Origin of the sequence: Bombella intestini (genome assembly GCF_002003665.1) — a bacterium.
GTDB classification, from domain to species: Bacteria; Pseudomonadota; Alphaproteobacteria; order Acetobacterales; family Acetobacteraceae; genus Bombella; species Bombella intestini.
Genome location: NZ_JATM01000001.1, coordinates 167260 through 185529 on the forward strand (window position 1 = coordinate 167260; position 18270 = coordinate 185529).

Below are 18270 nucleotides of genomic sequence, written 5' to 3' on the forward strand. Positions count from 1 at the left end.
GAGGTGTGGCGGCTTCTGGGCTGACAGGGGGCTTAGGGAGAGCTATAGGGTAGCAAAACCGGCTAATAATAAAAATGTCCTTTTCACGAGTGGAGAGCTTGCGCTGATGCCTGCCGATCGTTCCGTCACTGCGTCCTTTGGTCCGACAGTCTGGGGGGTGCCTGATGGTGCGGTGGCGTTTCTGCTCCGTCAGCGTTTGTCTGAACATAAGGGGACGCTGGTGCATGTGGCGCATGATGATGCCGCCCTTGCGTCTCTGGCGGACATGCTGGGCTGGTTGGTGCCGGAGGTTTCTGTCCTGCGTTTCCCGGCGTGGGACTGCCTGCCTTATGATCGTATTTCGCCTAATCCTTCCATCGTGGCTGAACGTGTTTCCACGCTGAGCCATCTTCTCGAGCCACGACCAGAAACGGGGCGCATCGTCTTGACGACCGTTCACGCTATGCTGCAGCGTGTGCCCCCTCGTGCAGCTTTTGCGGGACAGACTATTCATGTGAAGGTCGGCGATACGCTGGATGTAGCGAAATTGGTAGAACGGCTCGTTGCCAGTGGGTATAGCCGTGTGGATACGGTGATGGAGCGTGGCGAATTCGCTATGCGGGGCAGCATCTTTGATCTTTATCCTGCGGATGCAGGCGAGCCTGTCCGGTTGGACTTGTTCGGTGATGAGGTGGACAATATCCGCAGTTTTGATGCGGCTACCCAGCGTTCCACGGATAAGCGGACAGGCTTTAGTCTGACGCCTGTGTCGGAATATGCGCTGGATCAGTCCAGCTTGAGCCGGTTTCAGACGGGTTGGCGGGATGTGTTTGGTGTTGGGGCGATGGAGGATGTTCTCTACCGCCAGCTTTTGGAAGGGCGAAGGGCCAGCGGAGCAGAACATTATCTGCCACTGTTCCATGATGGCGATGGCCAGCGTATGGAAACTCTGCTGGACTACCTGCCAGATGCGGCCCTGAGTTTTGAACGGGATACGCCGGAAATTCTGACGGCACGGCTGGATATGATCGCCGATCATTATCAGGCCCGTTGCGCTGCGGGGCATGAGGGAGAGTTGCCCTACCGGCCCCTGCCACCGCATCGGCTTTATTTGAACCGTCATGGCTGGGATGGGATGTTGCAGGGGCATCCCACAGTTCTACTATCACCTTTTGCTCAGCCTGATGGTGCGGAGGGCGTAGATGCTGGGTACAGGCCGGGGCCGGTTTTTGCGAGTATGGGCGGTGCCGGACGGGAAGGGGTTTTCCAGCAGTTTTCTCTCCATGTGCAGGACTGGGCGCAGCAGGGGCGGCGCACCTATCTGACGGCCTGGAGTAATGGCTCTAGGGAGCGCATCAGCACTTTACTGCGGGATCATGACATTCCCTGCGAAAGTTTTGATGACTGGGCGCAGGCGGCGGGCATGGGCCGTGGTGCTGTCGGGCTTGTCGTTATGGGGCTGGAGCGGGGCTTTACCGGGGAGCGTCTGGCCTTTGTGTCCGAGCAGGACTTGCTAGGGGAGCGTCTGGCCCGTCCGCCCCGGCGTCGGCGCAAGGGCAATGATTTTATCACGCAGATCGGTGAGATTTCAGAAGGCGATCTCGTCGTGCATGAGGAATATGGCATCGGCCGTTATGTCGGGCTGGAGACGGTACGGGAAGGGCGTGTGGCCCATGATTATCTTTCCATCCTGTATGATGGTGAGCAGCGTCTCCTTCTGCCTGTGGAAAATATTGACCTGCTGAGTCGTTTTGGCTCCGAGCAGGGAACCGTACAGCTGGACCGTCTGGGTGGCAGCTCGTGGCAGGCCCGTAAGGCGAAGATGAAGACTCGCCTGCGGGAAATGGCCGGAGAATTGATCCGTACAGCGGCGGCCCGTGCCATGAAGGAAGCTCCGATCATGGCCCCCGCAGAAGGGATGTGGGATGAATTCTGCGCCCGTTTCCCCTTTATGGAGACAGAAGACCAGTCGCGGGCTATTGCGGACGTTTTGGAGGACCTGAGCAGCGGAAAGCCGATGGATCGGCTTGTCTGTGGTGATGTGGGTTTTGGTAAGACAGAGGTTGCCTTGCGGGCTGCTTTTGTGGCGGCCATGTCCGGGATGCAGGTGGCGGTTGTGGTTCCCACGACCTTGTTGGCCCGGCAGCATTATATCGGTTTTAAAAAGCGGTTCGAGGGCCTACCCGTGAAGGTGGAGCAACTCTCCCGCATGGTCACGGCCAAGGAAGCCACGAAGGTACGGGAAGGGCTGGCCGATGGAACGGTGGACATTGTCATCGGTACTCATGCGCTGCTCTCGAAAGCTGTGTCCTTCGAGCGGTTGGGAATGCTCATCATTGATGAGGAACAACATTTCGGCGTGTCTCATAAGGAGAAGCTGAAGGCACTGCGGGAAGACGTGCATGTGCTGACGCTGTCTGCCACGCCTCTACCACGGACTCTTCAGCTCTCCCTTTCTGGAGTGCGGGAAATGAGCCTGATCGCTACCCCGCCAACGGATCGTTTGTCCGTGCGCACTTTCATCACGCCTTTTGATAGGGTGATGATTCATGAGGCCATCCAGCGGGAACGCTTCCGGGGTGGGCAGGTCTTCTGTGTGGTACCCCGTCTGACGGATATGCGGCACATGGCCGACCGGCTGCGGGAGATCGTGCCCGATGCCCGCATCACGGAGGCACACGGCCGCCTCACCCCTACCGAGCTGGAAACGGTGATGACGGAGTTCTCGGAAGGGAAATACGATATCCTGCTCTCTACTAACATCGTGGAGAGTGGGCTGGACATGCCCCGGGTTAATACGATCATCATCCACCGGGCTGATATGTTCGGCCTGGGGCAGCTTTACCAGTTGCGGGGCCGTGTGGGGCGGGCCAAGCAGCGGGGTTATGCCTATCTGACATGGCCACAGACGCATGTTTTGTCCGCCTCATCCGTTAAACGACTGGAGATTATGCAGACGCTTGATTCCCTCGGGGCGGGCTTCACGCTGGCCTCTCATGACCTTGACCTACGAGGGGCGGGGAATCTGCTGGGGGATGAGCAATCTGGTCACATCAAGGAGGTGGGGATCGAGCTGTACCAGCAGATGCTTCAGGACGCTGTGACGGACTTGCGCCGGATGCGGAATGAGGGCGAGGAGGAAGATACGGGCTGGACGCCGAACATCATTCTCGGCCTGCCGGTGCTGCTGCCAGAGGAGTATGTGAAGGACTTGCCCGTCCGTCTCGGCCTGTACCGCCGTATTGCCGCCCTGAAGGATGAGGCTGATGTGGATGCCATGCGGGTCGAGCTAGTGGACCGTTTCGGCCCCTTGCCGCAGGAGGTAGAGAATCTTCTGGATGTTGTGATGATCAAGAAGCTTTGCCGTGAGACGGGTGTGGAACGGTTGGAGGCCGGGCCGAAAGGCATGGTCCTCCAGTTCCGTAAGAATAAGTTCGGTAATCCGGATGGTCTGATCCGCTGGGCTGCCCGTAATGAGAAGGCCGGGGTTAAGATACGGCCTGACCATAAGCTGGCTATGGTGCGGGAAATGACCAATGCCGTGCGGATCAGCATGGCGAGGAAGATTCTGGCCTCCCTGACCAAACTTCTGGACAAGGTCCGTCCGGCAGACGCAGGTTGACGGTCACGGTTTAAAACCTGACGTAGAAATGGGGCGGCAATAATGAAGCCGCCCCATGTGTGTGATACTCTCTTGGGTGAGCCGTCTTTAGGCTTGTGTAACAAGATAGGGGTCAGCAGCGGATCCGAACATTTCATAATGGATTCGCTCCATAGGAATATTCTGTTCCTTCAGTGTGTGGATCATGCTGAGCATGAACTCTGTTGGACCGCAGATGTAGAAATCTGCTTGTTTGTCCTCATGAGTTTTCAGCCAAGATGGTGAGATACGTCCGGTATGGAGGGCCACCCCTTTCATCTGCGGGGGGAGGCTGTCCATCTGGCTATAGAACAGGTCTGCCTTGATGGTGCCATTAGCCGCCAGAGTGCAAATCTTATCGGCAAAGATTGTCGTCTGTGTGGATTGTGTGCCGTGAATGAAATGGATGGAACGGCGATCATTATATGCAGTCAGTGTCTCCATCATGGACATGATGGGGGTGATGCCTGCACCGGCGGAGATGAAGCACAGAGGTCTCTCGGAGGAAGGGTTTAGGAAGAAATCACCTGCCGGGGCAGAGACTTCCAGTATATCTCCCTCTTGTGCATGATCATGGAACCAGCGAGAAACCAGACCGTCTTCATGCTTTTTGATGGTGATGCGGTAATGATTATCAGCCGGGGCGGAGGAAATGCTGTAATTGCGCCGCTCTGACCCAACATCGGGTATGTCTAGCCGGAAGCTGAGATATTGGCCCGGCCGATGTTTCATGACGGGTTGGCCATCCACAGGGGTGAGGGTGAAGGAGGCGGTATCAGCCGTCTCCATTGACCGGCTAGCAATGCGGAAGGGACGCCATCCCGTCCAGCCGCCTTTTTCTTCAGTATGGGCATGGTAAATCTGCTGCTCCCGGTTGATTAGAACATCAGCGAGAAAACCGTAGGCTTCTTTCCATGCCTCCATGATATCGGGTGTGGCCTGATCCCCCAGAACGTGAGCAATAGCCCCCAAGAGAGCCGTGCCAACAAAGGGATAATGTTCTGGCAGAATGTTCAGCCCAACATGTTTCTCGGCAATGCGCTCGATCATGTCCTTTAGTGGCGTGGGGTCGTCAATATGGCGTGCATAGGCGAGGACGGCAAACGCCAAAGCCTTGGGTTGGTCGCCGCTTTTCTGGTGAGAAATGTTGAAGAGATCACGAATGGCCTCGTCACTTAGAAGCCGCCGGTACATTTCTTGCGTGATGGCGAGGCCGTGGGCCTCCAGTGCGGGGATGCAAGCTTTGACAATGGAGCGCGTTTGCGGGGAGAGGGGAGCAGGCATTGGGTAACATTCCTAAAACATGTATAAAAAATACATGTTTATGATAGGTCAGTAGGCGATGCTGTCAAGCTAGAGGAGAAGATGTGAGGAAATTGGTTGGCAATGGTCATCTTTCTGTTAGTTTTGGAGGAGGAGCCGCTACCGTTATACCGCCTGTCTTACAGGCTGGTTCGGAGTGACGCCGGATCATTTGAGTTACGACCGGAAGGAAGCTCCCGGAATGCGTCTGACCCTCTATACCGATTATGCCTTTAGATCCCTGATCTATCTGGAAACGCAGAAGGACCGCCTTGTTTCCATTGGGGAAATAGCCCGTGTTTATGGGATTTCGGAGAATCATCTGGTTAAGGTGGTGCATCGGCTGGGGCGTCATGGCTTCATCAAGACGCTGCGTGGGCGCAATGGCGGGCTTCGTTTGGGGAAAAATTCGGAGGATATTTATCTTGGCGACATCGTCCGCTGTACAGAAGATGATCTCGCTCTTGTCGGCTGTATGCGGAAGGATGAGGAGGCTTCAGGCTGTATTCTTGTGGGAGGGTGCCGCCTGAAACAGACCCTCCTGAAAGCTCGCTTTGCCTTTATGAACGTGCTGGACGAGGTCACGCTGGCTGATGTCACGGCCCCGCATGAGCGTAAGGTACTGATGCAGGCGGTGCAGGAGCTGAGTAGCGAGCCGTAGCAGCGGTCTCAGCCTGCCGGGCGGTTAGGCCATTGTAAGAGGGACCGCCAGTTAGCCCATGTGCTCTGATAGGCAAACCGTGAGCATGTATCTAGCACCTGCTCAATCTGATGATGATGTATGAAGGCGAGTCCCGCGTTGAATAGAGCGGTGTTGATCATATTGAAGGGGATGTTTTGTTCTTTGAGCATCCCAGCGATCCAACGCATTGTGCCAACAACCATGGCCCCCGGGCCGGTCGAGACCCAGATATTTTCAAAATATCCCGTTTCTAGAATGTGCTGGACCCGTTGGAACATGGTTTCCATGATGTGTTGCATCAGAGGATTGCCCGCCTCACAGATGAGGACATCATTATCAAGACACCATGGCTGCCCGATGGAATAGGACAGTAGTGCCTTGAAGGGTGTTCCTTTGGTGATCTTCGTCAGCGGGGCTCGGCTAATGACGTCAGCATCAATATAAACCCCACCTTTTATGTGCAGATAGCAAAGCCGCCAGAAGTCCGACCGCATGGCGGGATGAGGGCAGGCGTCATAAAGTGCTGTGATCTCCGCACCATAATGGGCCTGAATGAAGGCGCGGGCTGTCTCATCACATTCCAGATTGTAGGTGAAGTCCGGGTTATCCCGCTGGATGCTCTCCATCGCCATGCGGACATCCCCCGGTGGGACAGGTTTGTCCCAAAATTGCACGATATGTTTGGGAATGGTGCGAGGGAAATCTTGCGGAACACAGCGAGGCATAGTGGGGAAAAGACGTTCCTCTATACCCAGTGGTAGCAGGTTGAAGCAGGCGCCCTGATCACCATTCAGGGCGCCATTAAATAAGTCAGCATATAGAGTCGGGTAGTCGGAAAAATTACGACTCACCACGGAATCCTGTGGCAATGACGTACAGCTCACTTGATTCTTTGCGGGAGGCAGGCGGCTTGACATGTTTGACGACCGCAAAGTTACGCTTCATCAGGTCTAGCATGCTTTTTTCAGAACCACCCTGAAAGACCTTGGCGATGAAGGCACCACCTTCGGCAAGGATTTTTAGGGCGAAATCAAGGGCATTTTCGGCAAGGTCCATAATGCGTATATGGTCTGTTGCAGCATGGCCGGTTGTATTGGGGGCCATGTCGGACATGACAAGATCAGCCCGCCCGCCGAGCATGGTTTGAAGCCGCTCTGGCATATCGACCTCCATGAAGTCGCCTTCGATAATTTCCGCACCGGGTACGGGGTCCACGGGTAGAAGGTCCACGCCAATTACCTTGGCAGCTCCACGTTTGACGGCAATCTGTGCCCAGCCACCCGGTGCGGCCCCGAGGTCCACAACCCGGCTGCCCGGCTTGATGAAGTGAAAGCGGTCATCCATTTCCAACAGTTTGAAGGCCGCCCGAGATCGCCAGCCTTGTTGCCGGGCTGCTGACACATAGGGGTCATTCAGCTGGCGATTCAGCCAGCGTTGTTGGGCGGGTGTACGTCCCCGTGCTTTGCGGAGTTTGACGGTCTGTGTCCGCAAAGTCTGTGACGTAGCGGCGTCATCCGCTGTATCCCGTGTGCCGGGTGTGCGGGAGTGACGCAGGGGCTTGCCGGGAATACGGGGGGCTGTCGTGCCGCTTTTGGAACGGCGGGAGGAAGGGGGCGTATGTTTTGGGCTCATAAAGGGAAAGATAAGCTCTTACCGGCTCCCTGCAAAGCCTGTCCGTTGCTGTCCGCCCCTTTTTGCTTGTAAGGGGTGATGAAAGCATGGGCCAGAAGGCCACTCTTTAGAAGAACAGGACAGCTTTTGAGACAGTTTTACGCCGCTTTCGTTCTGGCCGCCTTGGCCCTATGTGTTGGTGCCGTTCTAGGGTACGGACATACGCCCAGCCTGTATGGGGCCCTCATGGGGGTAGAGGGTGTGGCCATTCTTGCCCTGATGGAAACGGCTGAATCGATGGATAATGCCATTGTTGATTATGGCATCCTCAAGACCATGTCGCCCCGTTGGCAGAAGCGTTACATCAGCTGGGGGATGCCAATTTCCGTATTGGGGATGCGGTTTCTGTTCCCCGTTCTTCTGGTGGCTCTGGTGGCAGGTTTGTCACCGTGGCAGGCGGCCCGCTTGGCTGTGATGGAGCCGCAGCGTTACGCCTCTATCATGCTCGGTGCAAAGGATATGATCTCTGCCTTCGGTGGGGCCTTCCTTCTTCTGATTGCGCTGAATTATTTTCTGGATGATGACAAAACCCATCACTGGCTCTCATGGCTGGAGCGTCCGGCGGCTCGTCTGGGTGGGGTATCGGCCCTGCCAGTTGGGGTGACGCTGGCTGTTCTCATGCTGGTGAGCCGCTTGATGGGGCCGGGACACGACCCAATGGCATTCCTCTTTTGGGGCTGTGGTGGTGTAGCCGCTTATATTCTAGGAAAGGAAACGCTGGTTTGGCTGATTGGCGAGCCGGGGGCTTCCCGCATGGCGGCAGGTGGCGGGCTGCTCACGTTCCTGTATCTGGAATTTATTGATGCCAGCTTCTCATTTGATGGTGTCATTTCAGCCTTTGCGATCACGACAGACCCGGTCGTCATTGCACTGGGGCTTGGTGTGGGGGCGATGTTCGTCCGCTCCATGACACTCTCCATGCTGAAGACCAATGCTCTGGCTGAGTATGTTTATGTGGAGCATGGGGCATTTTATACCATTTTCATTCTTTCCTTGCTGATGTTGGTCAGTGTGCTGGTCGAAGTGCCGGAATGGGTGACAGGGCTTGTGGGTATCTTGCTGATTGGTGGTGCTTTTCTGGCGAGTGCGGTGAGACGCCCCGTAAAATAAAGGAAAAACTTTCCTTAACCCCTTGCACTGTAAGGAGAATAAGGCTAGAACCCCTCCAGCAAACGCCGCTTGGGAGATAGTTTAGCGGTAGAACTACCGGCTCTGACCCGGTCAGCCCTGGTTCGAATCCAGGTCTCCCAGCCATTTTTATGGTGAGTTTGCAGAAGGGGACAGCCCCACCGCTTGGGAGATAGTTTAGCGGTAGAACTACCGGCTCTGACCCGGTCAGCCCTGGTTCGAATCCAGGTCTCCCAGCCATTTCTTTTCCGCACAAGATAAATCCTTTCGTTACATGTCGGGTAGCCGTTGATTTGCGTGACGGGGCACATCGCTGTAAGCAGGACCATCCCTGACCAGAGCCGGAATATGGTGGAACTGTGGCTGCAACAATTTCTTCTGATCTGATCGCCCGCTATGGCGGCAACCTACCACGCTATACAAGCTACCCAACGGCGGTCAGTTTTTCCGAGGCGATTGGACCGCAAGATGTGGCAGGTTGGCTGAAGGCCTTGCCGGCTGGGCAGTCTGTTTCTCTCTATTTTCATGTTCCGTTTTGTGATGAGCTGTGCCGTTTCTGTGCTTGCAACACGGCGGTGATGCGGCAGGAGGAGGGGCGGGCAGCCTATGGCGAGCTGCTTCTCAAAGAGATGCACCGTCTCGTTGCGTTGATCGGGCGAGGGCGTGTGGTGCGTCATCTTCATTTTGGTGGGGGGACACCAACAACCTTGCCAGAATCGGCTCTGCGGAAGGTAATGGCGGCTGTCCGGGAAGAGTTCCAACTTGCTGACGATGCCGAGGTTGCCATGGAGATGGACCCCCGGCATGTGCCGGAAGGTATGCTGCCCTTGTTGGGTGAGCTTGGCTTCAATCGCATCAGTTTCGGTGTGCAAGACCTCGACCGTACCGTGCAGGAAACGTGCGGGCGCGTGCAGTCTTACGAGCAGACTTTGGCCTGTGTGCAGCAGGCCCGTGCGGCGGGGGTGAATGGGGTAAATATCGACCTGATCTATGGTCTGCCCTATCAGACAGTTGAGAGCGTACAGGATACAGCCCGTCGTGTTGCCGGGATGAGGCCGGACCGTCTGGCTGTTTTTGGCTATGCTCATGTGCCGTGGAAGCAGAAACGCCAGCAGCTTATCCCGCAGGATTCCCTACCTTCTTCTGAGGAACGGTTGCAGCAAGCGGATATGATCGATCGGGTTTTGGTTGAGGAAGGCTATAAGCCCATTGGGTTGGACCATTACGCCCACCCCGGTGACGCCATGACCCATGCCTATGAGGCGGGTACGCTGCATCGAAATTTTCAGGGGTACACGATCGATTCATCGCCTGTTCTGTTAGGAATGGGCGCATCCGCCATCTCCATGACGCCTGATGGATTCTATCAGAACATTCCTTCCACGGCGGCCTATATCCGGGCGTTGGAAGAACATGATGGCTTGCCCATAGCCCGTGGTGTTTTCCGTACGGAAGAAGACCGCTGGCGGGGGAAAGTGATTGAGACCATCATGTGTCTCTCCGCCGTGGACCTGACGCCCTATATCCCGGAGGGTCAGAGCCTGCATGAGGCGTTTGTTGAGGAATTGGCGGCTCTGTCCTCTTTTGAGGAAGATGGGTTGATTCATTGGGAAGGGAACCGGGTGAGCCTGACAGAAAAGGGCAAGCCATTCCTGCGTCATTTGGCGGCTGTGTTTGATATGCGGCGCAAAGAGCTGGCCGCAGCGGCAGATGGCAAGCCGACGCCCCGTTTTTCCTCATCTCTGTGAGGATGATGACCAATGGTAGGCCGTTTTCCTTTGCCTATGGCTAGATAGTGCGTTATGAGACCCTGCCAACAGCTTAATGACCCTTTTAGTGGTGATAAGCTGACCTAGTTGTATCGAACAGGACGCACGATCGGGGGCGTGGGCATCATGACAGATTCTTTTAACGATAAACTTTACAGCCGTGTGCGTGATGCTCTGGCGTTTGATGATGTATTGATCGAACCGGTCGAATCATCTGTTCTTCCCGGTCAGGTCAGCACGAAGACACGTCTTACCCGCAAGCTGGAACTGAATATTCCGCTGCTTTCTTCCGCTATGGACACGGTGACGGAAGAAGAAATGGCTATTTCCATGGCGCAGCAGGGCGGCATGGGCGTCATTCATAAAAATCTGACGCTGGAAGGGCAGGCCGAGCAGGTCCGCCGTGTGAAGCGTTTTGAAGCTGGTATGGTGGTGAACCCCGTCACGGTGGGCCCAGACCAGACATTGAGCGATGTGCATGAGATCATGGCTCGTCATGGCATCTCTGGCCTTCCTGTCGTAGAGAAAGATGGCAAGCTGGTTGGTATTCTGACCAACCGTGACATGCGTTTTACCGAAGATAAAAGCACTCGTGTGCGGGACCTGATGACGCATAAAGGGCTGGTCACGGTCAAGCATGGTGCCTCTGCCGAGCAGGCCCGCCAGCTGTTGCATGATCATCGGATTGAGAAGTTGTTGGTCGTGGATGATGCAGAACGCTGCATCGGCCTGATTACCGTCAAGGATATGGACAAGGCCACGACCCATCCGCTGGCCGTGAAGGATACAGAAGGCCGCCTGCTGTGCGCCGCAGCCATTGGTGTTGGTGAGGATGGTCTTCGCCGTGGGGCTGCGCTTGTTGAAGCAGGCGTGGATGTGTTGGTAGTCGATACAGCGCATGGTCATTCCCGTGGTGTATTGGAGACCGTGGCTCGCCTGCGTGATAAATATGCCGATGTGCAGCTGATTGCCGGTAACGTGGCCACACCGGAAGCCGCCAGAGCCTTGATCAAGTCCGGTGCAGATTGCGTGAAGATCGGCATTGGTCCGGGCTCCATTTGTACGACCCGTGTTGTGGCCGGTGTCGGCGTGCCGCAGTTCTCCGCCGTTCTGGAAACAGCTGCTGCGTGTCATGAGCTGGACATCCCAGCCATTGCTGATGGTGGCATCCGGACATCGGGTGACATCGTCAAGGCCATTGGTGCCGGTGCTGATGTCGTGATGGTAGGCTCCATGCTGGCAGGGTGTGAGGAAAGCCCCGGTGAGAGCTTCCTGTATCAGGGGCGGACCTACAAAGCTTATCGTGGCATGGGCTCCATGGGCGCTATGGCCCGTGGTTCAGCAGATCGCTACTTCCAAGGTGAAGTGCGGGATACGCTGAAGCTGGTGCCGGAAGGGATTGAAGGGCAGGTGCCATATAAGGGGCCAATGGCTGCTGTGGTGCATCAGCTGGTTGGTGGTCTGCGGGCAGGCATGGGCTATACGGGCTCTGCTACGATTACAGACCTTCAGGCCCGGGCTCGCTTCCGCAAAATCACTAATGCAGGCTTGCGGGAAAGCCACGTGCATGACGTGACTATCACGCGTGAAGCACCGAACTATCGGCTTTAATTGGCTTTAAAAGGTAATTTTTTTCTTTCCTGATGGAAGGAAACAGAGTAGGCGGGGGCCATGACCCCCGCTGCTCGTCTTTCTGGTGCGATTGATCTGCTTTGTGCGATCCAGAACGCACCGCACCGCCCGGCTGATGCCGTAGCTAACAATTTCTTCCGTGAACGCCGCTATATTGGTGGTGGAGATCGTAGAGCTATTTCCACTCTTGCGTGGGATGTTCTGCGGGCATGGCGGCGGTTGCATTGGCATCTACGGGCGGACCTACGCTATCGGGATGAAGATATTTCCCCGAGGCTGCTTTGTGCAGCCATGCTGCATTTTGTCGGGCAGCCTCTTTCTTCTATTCAGGCCCTGTTTAATGGTGAGCGTTATGCGCCCGCTCCATTGAGTGACCGTGAGATGGTCATGCTGGAGGCTCTGGAAGGGCAGGAGATCAGCAGCGAAAAGCAGTCTCTTCCAGTCCGGTTGGAATATCCCGATTGGCTACATCCCTACCTAGAAGAAGATTTCGGGGACCGTCTGGAAGAGGAAATGCGTGCCCTTATGGGAGCTCCCTCGCTGGACCTTCGGGTGAATCTTCTCAAGGCTACACGGGAGGAAGCTCTGCGCCGTCTCAAGCGGGAGGGGTTCCATGGTGAGCCGACGACTCTCTCCCCGTGGGGTATCCGTTTGGAAGGGCGTCAGCCTGTCACAGCGGCGGCCTTATTCCGGGAAGGGATCGTAGAGATTCAGGATGAAGGCAGTCAGCTGATTGCCGCTGCCGTAGGTGCCAAACCGGGACAGAGGCTGCTCGATTATTGTGCCGGTGCTGCTGGGAAGACGTTGGCCCTTGCTATGACGATGGAAAACAAGGGGCAGATCGTAGCCTGCGATGTCTCCCGTGTGCGGTTGGATGGTGCCACAAAACGCCTACGCCGGGCGGGTGTGCATAATGTGACCCGTCATCTGTTGAGCGAAGGCGACAAATGGGCAAAGCGGCGGGAAGGTCAGTTTGATACGGTTCTGGTGGATGCACCATGTTCCGGCACAGGAACATGGCGGCGTAATCCTGATGCCCGCTTGCGTTTGACGGAAGAGGACATCAAGGAGCTTTGTGTCAAACAGGCTGCCATTCTTGATATTGCAGCTCGTCTCGTCCGCCCGGGTGGGAAGCTGGTTTATGCGACCTGCTCTTTGTTGGGTGTCGAGAACCAGAAACAGATCGCATCCTTCCTGAAAAGACAAGAGAAGTACAGCCTTCTGCCTGCTGAGAAACGGTCTGCCCTCTTGCCGGAAGCTCTGAGTAATGAGGCCCTTTTCTCTCTGACACCGCATGGTTTTGGAACAGATGGCTTCTTCGTGGCGACTATGGAGAAGGCAGCGGCGGTTTGACCTTACATAGAAGGGCCGGATTATCCAGTTTGTAGTCTGGTAGTAACGCAGGTTTGTGCCTCTGGCATTAAAATGACTACTATCTGATGGTGCCCTTCCTGCCCGCCTTGTAGGGGCGAGTGGTTCTGTCTGACTGGAGGAAATATACTCCCTATGGCCTATGACGTTCTTTTTTGGGTGGTGCTGACATTCGGGGCCGGAATGCTGGCGCAGTGGGTTGCGTGGCGTTTGCGCTTGCCGGCTATTGTGCTGCTTTTTGCCATGGGGCTGCTTTTTGGCCCCGTGCTGGGGTGGCTCCATCCTTCAGAAGTATTAGGCCATGCGTTCCGTCCCTTGGTGAATATGTTGGTGGCCCTGATCGTTTTTGAAGGCGGGATGGTGCTGGATATCCGGCAGTTACGGGAGGCCGGGCAGGGCGTGGCCCGCCTGACAATGGTGGCCCTGCCTATCAACTGGATATTGGGGGCACTGGCCGCTCATTATGTCGCCCATCTGGAATGGGGAACGTCTTTCCTTTTCGGGGCTATCATTGTGGTAACGGGGCCGACAGTCATTCTGCCTCTGTTGCGGAGTGCTAAGCTCCATCCCCGTGTGGCCGCTTTCCTGCGGTGGGAAGCCATCGTTAATGACCCGGTAGGGGCTATTCTGGCTGCTGTGGTGATGCAGATCATGCTTCTGCATGTAGACCTGCACAAACAGCTGTTTTTCGTCCATACCTTGCCGGACATGCTGGTAGCGGGGGCGATCTCCGTAGCAGCAGGGATTTTGCCCGCTTATTTGATGCGTTACCTCTTTACGAGGGATCTGATGCCGGAACTTTTGAAGGTTCCCATCATGGTCACATTGGCTCTGATTATTTTCGAAGCCTGCACGTTGGCGATGGAGGGAGCTGGGCTGATTGCCGTGACTGTGTTCGGCATGATGCTGACCAATCTGCATATTCCCGGCCTGAACGAACTAAAACGGACCAAGGAATCTCTTGTCGTCCTGATGGTGTCCGTCCTGTTTATCTTGCTGACGGCTGATTTGCACCGGGCCGTATTGGCTAGATTGTCCATCCCCATTCTGTTGTTGACGCTCGTTGTATTGTTTGTGGTTCGCCCGCTCTGCATTTTTCTGGCTACGCTGGGGACGAGTATAAGCTGGCAGGAACGGATTTTCGTTGGGTGGATTGCTCCCCGGGGGATTGTGGCTGCGGCCGTGGCTGGTGCTGCTGGTATCAAACTCTCGGAGGCGGGCTATGCCTCGGCGGATCTTGTCATGCCAGCCGTGTTCTGCGTGATCGCCGTGACGATGATCTGTCATGGTTTTTCGCTCGGGCCGCTTGCTCGCCGCTTGCATCTGACATTATCCAACGAACCTGCTTTGGTCATTCTGGGCGGCAATGCATGGTCAACCGATCTGGCTGCTTGCCTGAATGATGAAAAAGTGCCCGTGCTGTTGGTGGATACTACGGCGCAGGAACTTATGCCTGCTGCCCGCCGTGGGGTCCCGGTCCTTAAGGCGGAACTGCTTTCAGCCGCTGGGCAGGAAGCGTTGGAGGAACGCCCCGCTGATTATCTAGTCGCTACGACAGGGGATGCCATTTATAATGGTATGGTTTGCGGCCATATGGCCCCGCATATGGGGCGAGAACGGGTCTATCAGGTCAGCCCCGGTGTGGCCCGGTTGGACTTGTACCGTGGTCTCTCCCGTGATGCCCGTGGCAAGGTGCTGGGGGAACCGGGGTGGAACTATACTTTCTTTGATACGCTGTTTAGCCGTGGGTGGCGTTTTGTCAGCCAGAGCGTGACGGATGCTACGGTAGACCTGTTTGGGAAAGAGGAGAACCGGCTGGATCTGCTGATCATCCGCCGGGGGACGGGTATCTTCATTCGCTCGGCAGAAGATCGGGCATGGACCATGCCGGTTATGGGGGATATTGTCGTATCGATGAAAGCACCGGAGAACCGTGAGGTTGAGACGGGTGAAAAAAAAGAGGAAGCAGAACTGCGTGCAGGGACATAGTGCTCGGCTGCTGTTCGGAGTAGTGTAGTGCCGTTTTAGAAAGACAGCCCCCTGTCTGTCCGGTCTGCATGGGCGTATGGGGGAATTTTAGGGCACTACGAACGGGATTTTCGAAACATGAATGCTCATCACTCAATACTGATTGTTGACGATGATGATGCCTTGCGTCTTTTGCTAGCAGAACAGCTGGGGGAAGATGGAGCGTACCGGGTTGAACAGGCCGCCACTCTTGCCGCAGCACGGGGGGTGATAAACCGCCCTTCGGGTGGACGAACGGATATTCTTCTACTGGATGTGAACCTGCCTGATGGTGATGGGCGGGATTTCTGTGCAGAACTACGGGAGAAGGGGATTCATATCCCCATCGTCATGATGACTGGCTCTCATGATGAGGATGATGTGATTCGTGGGCTGGATGCTGGGGCGAATGATTATGTCGCCAAGCCATTCCGCATGGGTGAGCTGAAGGCCCGCCTGCGTGCACAGCTGCGCCTGTTCGAGAATAGTGAGGATGTCGTTTTTGATATCGGCCCCTATGTGTTCCATCCGGCCAGAAAGCAGTTGCTAGACCAGAAAAAGGGTCAGCGTATTCATCTGACAGAAAAGGAAACGGCCATTCTGAAATATCTCTATCGTGCTGGTGGGCAGCCGGTAGAGCGGGATGTGTTGCTGCATGAGGTTTGGGGCTATCATGCCTCAGTGACTACGCACACGCTGGAGACGCATATATACCGCCTTCGTCAGAAGATCGAACCTGATCACGGGCGGGCCGGGATTTTGTTGACGGAAGGTGGCGGTTACTGCCTCAATCCTGACCTCTAATTTTTGGGAAGAGAATAGGCAAAAAAGGCTGACAAGGAGGCTGCCAGCCTTTTTCTGTTGCGAACCCGTTTAGCGGGTTAGAGGGATATGTCCATTAGAACAGGGACATGATCGGAGGGAGAGGTCCAGTCCCGAACGGGGCTGAGAACATTGATGCTCTTTAGGCTGGGCAGAATATCCGGTGTTGTCCAGATATGATCTAGGCGGCGGCCTCTATTGGATTTTTTCCAATCCCGATTGCGGTATGACCACCATGTGAAGAGTTTTTCAGGTTCCGGAATCGCTTTCCGCATGGCGTCTTCGAATCCGGTATTGAGCCAATGGGTCAACCGTGTTGTTTCCGGTGGGGTATGACTGACGATTTTTAGCAGCTGGCGGTGGCTCCAGACATCATGTTCTAATGGGGCGATGTTGAGATCGCCGACTAAGATGCTCCGCTTGGGCGGGTTGTCCGTGAACCAGTCCGTTGCTTCCTCGAGGAAGGCGAGCTTATGGGCGAATTTCTGATTTTCTTGCGGGTCGGGGATGTCCCCCCCGGCAGGAACATAGAAGTTATGAAGGGTCACCGGGCCGGAATCTGTCTGAACATTTGCAGCCACATGGCGGCAATCCGTTTTACCGCACCAGTCTGGCGTGTCGGTAACAGGTTCTAGCGGCGTGCGGGAGAGAATGGTGACCCCGTTGTAACTCTTCATCCCACGATAAATTTGATGAGGGAATCCCAGTTCTGCCAAGGCATCTTGTGGGTAGAGCGGGTCCGGTACCTTAGTCTCCTGAAGGCAGATGACATCAGGGGACTGCTCTTCGATCAGGCGTTGAAGCAAGGGCAGCCGGAGGCGGAGCGAATTGATATTCCATGTAATAAGGCGCATGTCTTCTGATCCCCTCTTGAGCCGGAAATTTCAAGGAAGATCTTGCGATTGACAGGTTCTGCGCCAATCTGAAGGGAATAGATAAGGAAAGACCCTGCATATGTCCGTTTTAATGATCGACAGTCATATTGATATCCCGTGGGAAGAAAAGACAGAGGAAGGTCTTCCCTGTTGGCAGAAGCGGGATCAGGCGGACATTGCCCTAAGGGAAGCAGAACGCCGTTTTACCATTCCTAAGGCAGAGGCTGGGGGACTAGGGGCAGCCTGTCTGGCCGCTTACACTCCACAGGCTGCTCTTGATGATGCCGGGCATGAAGCAGCCTGGCGGCGGGCTGGGGCCATGCTGGAAGCCATGGAGGAGATGGTGGCGTTGCATGTATCCGGTCGAGCCGCCCTATGTCGAACAGCACGAGATGTACGTCAGGCGGCGGAGGCCGGGAAAGTGGCGTTAGTTCCAGTCATGGAGAATGGGTACCCGCTGGCGGATGACCCGGCCCGAATTGGTCATCTCGCTCGTAGGTACGGTGTGCGTTACATGACCCTGACCCACAACGGCCATAATCTGTTGGCGGATTCAGCGGTTGTCCGACAAGGGCCGGAAGAAGCCCATGGAGGGTTGTCGGCCTTGGGGCGGGAGGTCATCGGTGAGATGAACCGTCATGGCGTGTTGGTCGATGTGTCTCATGCGTCCCGTAAGACCATGATGCAGGCGGTGGAGACGTCCACAGTGCCGGTCTTTGCTAGCCATTCTTGCGTGCGGGCTTTGTGTGATCATCCCCGCAATCTGGATGACGGACAGCTTGATGCCTTGAAGGTAAGTGGTGGTCTGATCCAGATCACGGCTATGGGGCCGTTTCTGCGGCGAGGTGGTGGCGGTACACTGAAGGACTTTGTGGGGCATGTGCTGTATGTCGCCCGTAGGATCGGTATCGAACATGTGGGGATTTCGTCCGACTTTGATGGCGGGGGCGGTATAGAAGGCTGGCAGGATGCGAGTGAGACCCACCATTTACTCAAGGCATTAGAGCAGACAGGGCTGGATGCGAGTGAAATTCGGGCACTCTGCGGGGGAAATATGTTGAGGCTTTTGGAAAAAGCAGAAGAAAAAACATTAGAATGTCAAACATGATTTCCCATTTTTAGAAGGATTTAGCGTATTTTTTGCGTAGTAATTTTTTCATAAACGGGATTGACAGCCAACTCGGCTGGTAAGGGGTAAGGAAGGGAGGCAGGAGGGGATAAAATCTTTCACAAATCGTTATTTTTCAGATGGTTACATTCTTTGCTTAAAAAATAGGCAATCTATGAAAAAAGAAGAGAAACCCTATGCTGTGTGCTTTTACCCTTGGAGTATTCACAGCTTTGTCCACAGGAATGGTGGATGAGTGTAAAAGGACTGTCATAATCACGAGA

At 55.4% G+C, this 18270-nt stretch carries 13 protein-coding genes and 2 tRNA genes; 11 read left to right on the forward strand and 4 right to left on the reverse strand.

Translation table 11 applies throughout. The features are described from left to right. Positions 1-106: 106 nt before the first annotated feature. Entirely contained in the window at positions 107-3601 is a 3495-nt protein-coding gene (mfd, locus tag AL01_RS00730) for a transcription-repair coupling factor (RefSeq protein WP_077395363.1), read from the forward strand. An 87-nt stretch (positions 3602-3688) separates the two neighbouring features. Here the strand turns inward: mfd and hmpA are convergent, their stop codons facing one another. Continuing rightward, a complete protein-coding gene (gene hmpA / locus AL01_RS00735) occupies positions 3689-4903 on the reverse strand; it encodes an NO-inducible flavohemoprotein (RefSeq protein ID WP_077395364.1) in 1215 nt (404 codons plus the stop codon). Between the two features lie 220 nt (positions 4904-5123). Between hmpA and AL01_RS00740 the strand changes: the two genes are divergently transcribed. Next, on the forward strand, positions 5124-5582 hold the full coding sequence (locus AL01_RS00740) for an RrF2 family transcriptional regulator (RefSeq protein ID WP_077395365.1): 459 nt from the start codon (positions 5124-5126) through the stop codon (positions 5580-5582). An 8-nt stretch (positions 5583-5590) separates the two neighbouring features. Here AL01_RS00740 and AL01_RS00745 read toward each other — a convergent pair whose 3' ends face one another. Together AL01_RS00745 and AL01_RS00750 are read right to left on the reverse strand one after the other, a co-directional pair. Further along, entirely contained in the window at positions 5591-6454 is an 864-nt protein-coding gene (locus tag AL01_RS00745; protein ID WP_158075904.1) for a glycosyltransferase family 32 protein, read from the reverse strand. Beyond that, positions 6444-7235 carry an RlmE family RNA methyltransferase gene (locus AL01_RS00750; RefSeq protein ID WP_077395367.1) on the reverse strand — a complete coding sequence of 264 codons (792 nt, stop codon included), beginning with the start codon at positions 7233-7235 and terminating at the stop codon, positions 6444-6446. Before AL01_RS00750 ends, AL01_RS00745 begins: the two co-directional genes overlap by 11 nt. 126 nt (positions 7236-7361) lie before the next feature. Between AL01_RS00750 and AL01_RS00755 the strand changes: the two genes are divergently transcribed. The 8 genes from AL01_RS00755 to AL01_RS00790 all read left to right on the forward strand — a co-directional run bounded on the left by AL01_RS00755 (position 7362) and on the right by AL01_RS00790 (position 15985). After that, the gene (locus tag AL01_RS00755) at positions 7362-8384 is read left to right on the forward strand and encodes a DUF475 domain-containing protein (protein ID WP_158075905.1); all 1023 of its coding nucleotides are present in this window, start codon (positions 7362-7364) and stop codon (positions 8382-8384) included. Positions 8385-8454: 70 nt separating this feature from the next. Further along, positions 8455-8528, forward strand: a tRNA-Gln gene (locus tag AL01_RS00760). Between the two features lie 40 nt (positions 8529-8568). Continuing rightward, a tRNA-Gln gene (locus AL01_RS00765) sits at positions 8569-8642 on the forward strand. A 119-nt stretch (positions 8643-8761) separates the two neighbouring features. Further along, positions 8762-10150: an oxygen-independent coproporphyrinogen III oxidase gene (gene hemN / locus AL01_RS00770; protein WP_077395369.1), complete on the forward strand. Its 1389-nt coding sequence runs from the start codon at positions 8762-8764 to the stop codon at positions 10148-10150. Between the two features lie 147 nt (positions 10151-10297). After that, the gene (gene guaB, locus AL01_RS00775) at positions 10298-11782 is read left to right on the forward strand and encodes an IMP dehydrogenase (RefSeq protein WP_077395846.1); all 1485 of its coding nucleotides are present in this window, start codon (positions 10298-10300) and stop codon (positions 11780-11782) included. A 60-nt stretch (positions 11783-11842) separates the two neighbouring features. After that, on the forward strand, positions 11843-13156 hold the full coding sequence (locus tag AL01_RS00780) for an RsmB/NOP family class I SAM-dependent RNA methyltransferase (protein ID WP_077395370.1): 1314 nt from the start codon (positions 11843-11845) through the stop codon (positions 13154-13156). A 153-nt stretch (positions 13157-13309) separates the two neighbouring features. Further along, the gene (locus tag AL01_RS00785) at positions 13310-15163 is read left to right on the forward strand and encodes a cation:proton antiporter (protein ID WP_077395371.1); all 1854 of its coding nucleotides are present in this window, start codon (positions 13310-13312) and stop codon (positions 15161-15163) included. A gap of 117 nt (positions 15164-15280) precedes the next feature. Next, positions 15281-15985: a response regulator transcription factor gene (locus AL01_RS00790; RefSeq protein WP_077395372.1), complete on the forward strand. Its 705-nt coding sequence runs from the start codon at positions 15281-15283 to the stop codon at positions 15983-15985. Between the two features lie 77 nt (positions 15986-16062). Here AL01_RS00790 and AL01_RS00795 read toward each other — a convergent pair whose 3' ends face one another. Then, a complete protein-coding gene (locus AL01_RS00795) occupies positions 16063-16857 on the reverse strand; it encodes an exodeoxyribonuclease III (protein ID WP_077395373.1) in 795 nt (264 codons plus the stop codon). 100 nt (positions 16858-16957) lie between these two features. Between AL01_RS00795 and AL01_RS00800 the strand changes: the two genes are divergently transcribed. Then, positions 16958-17986, forward strand: coding sequence for a dipeptidase (locus AL01_RS00800; protein ID WP_077395374.1), 1029 nt, complete (start codon positions 16958-16960; stop codon positions 17984-17986). The last annotated feature ends 284 nt before the right edge of the window (positions 17987-18270 follow it).